Origin of the sequence: Pseudonocardia cypriaca (assembly GCF_006717045.1) — a bacterium.
Lineage (GTDB): Bacteria > Actinomycetota > Actinomycetes > Mycobacteriales > Pseudonocardiaceae > Pseudonocardia > Pseudonocardia cypriaca.
In genome coordinates, this window is sequence record NZ_VFPH01000002.1 from 1710792 (window position 1) to 1712654 (window position 1863).

Genomic DNA, 1863 nt, shown 5'->3' on the forward strand with positions numbered 1-1863 from the left:
ACTCGGACGGGTGACGGCCGGCGTGCGGTCAGGAAACGTCTGCGTTGTCGACACCTGTCGGCGCGCCGAGCGGGGCTGTGAGCCAGGACCGCCACGCCTGCGCGCTGCGCAGCGCGGCCTCCGGGATGCCCGCACCGGCCCACGCACCCGGGTACAGCAGCTCGTAGCGCTGGTTGTACGCGGTGGCGCGGTCGGCGGGCAGCAGCAGCCACGGAGCCAGCGCGTACTCGATCCGGAACTCGACCACCCAGTCCGAGTACCGCGTGATCAGCTCCCCGCGGACGAGCCCGCGGGCGAGGAGACCCCGCCAGAGGGTGGCCGTCTCGCGGGCCCCCTCCGGACCGTGCTCGCTCGGGGTGACGGCGGTGGTCTCGATCCGCCGCGGCAGCGACATCATCGTCGTCACCGAGAACATCCACGGCAGCCCGAGGATGCGGCACAGGTGGGCGCGGTGCGAGCCGGCGCCGACCGCGTACAGCGGCCCGGCCGGGCCGGGGATCCGCAGCAGCTGCACCGCGCCCGCCTCGCTGTGGGCGCCGAAGTGGCGGGTGAGGTAGGCCGGCACGTCCGCGTACCCGACGGCGAGCAGCTCGGCCGTGCGGTCCGGGACCCATCCCTCGGGGTCATCACCGGAACGGTCGCGGTCGAACTGCCCCCACACCTCGTCGGGGGTACGGACGACGGCCCGGGTGCGCACCCACTCCACCGCCCTCGTGCACGCCCAGGAGTCGCCGGGCGCGAACAGGTCGGGGAGCTGCGGCTCCTCTGCCTGCAGTCGGGCGGCGCGCTCGGTGACCTCCTCGGCGATCCGGTCGCGCTGGACGCTGCGGCGCAGGCCGTCGATCTCGGCGACGATCTCGGCGACCAGGTCCGGTCGTGCCATGAACGCCGCGGCGGCCTGCTCCTCCGTCACCCGCGGCATCGCGGCCGACGTGAACGTGCACAGCCGGGAGCCCGCCGACGGCGGCGCGCCCCGCCACGTCACCTCGGCCGCCCTCGGCCGCGTGCTCCACCTCCCCAGCTCGTCGGCCACGATCGAGGGGTGGGCGACCCAGCCGCGCACGGCAGGCCGGTCCGCGTCCTCGCCGCCGGCGAGCGGATCCGCGTCGAACCGGCCGGACGGGTCCCAGCGCACGGCCCACCGGGCGGCGTCGGTCCCGCTCACCGCCGCCACGGCCGCGGCGCGGCGGGCCATGTCGGCCCTCATGACGTGCACCTGCCCCAGGTCGCGCGCGACCCGCAGCTCGGCGAGCGTGAACCGCCGCTCACCCTCGCGGTCGGGCAGCAACATCGTGTCGACCTCGGTCCGCCGGGGGTCGTCCTGCAGATGCTGCTGGCGCAGCAGGTTCCCGGCTTCCTTCATCGCCGCGGCGAGGTGCAGTCCCGGGCGGCGCAGCTCCGATACGTCGACGAACGCGGCGGCGTCGTCGACGACGCGGCGGACGAGCGCCTTCTGCAGCTGGTCGGCCTGCCACAGCAGGGCGGTGACGTCGTTCCACGCGCCGGGCGGGGTCTCCTCCGTGCCCTCGACGGCGCGGGTGGCGAGCGCCAACCGGTCCCACACCGGCAGCCGCGGCAGCCACCTCGTGGCGAGCGTGAACACGACCGCGGTGGACCAGCGGGCGAGGTGCGCCACCCTCCGGCCGCGCCCGGACCGCGATGTTCGGCACGGTTGCCGCGCGTCGGCGTGGCATCGGTCGCACGGCCAGTCGTGAACGGCGATCCCGCTGAGCGGACGGGCGCCGCTCGCCTGAGTCTGCAAGGTGTCCTTCCATCCTCCGATCGGGTGGATCAGATCCTCGCGCAAGGGCGGGGGGCGGCGTATTGGGGGCTCCGACCGGGGCCCGGGGCGCGGGCCCACTG

The 1863-nt window shown here is 75.5% G+C and carries 1 protein-coding gene; it reads right to left on the reverse strand.

The window, feature by feature from the left end; genetic code table 11:
- Window positions 1–28: 28 nt before the first annotated feature.
- Window positions 29–1636, reverse strand: a complete 1608-nt coding sequence (locus FB388_RS25775) for a hypothetical protein (RefSeq protein ID WP_142104735.1) — start codon at window positions 1634–1636, stop codon at window positions 29–31.
- Between the last annotated feature and the right edge of the window lie 227 nt (window positions 1637–1863).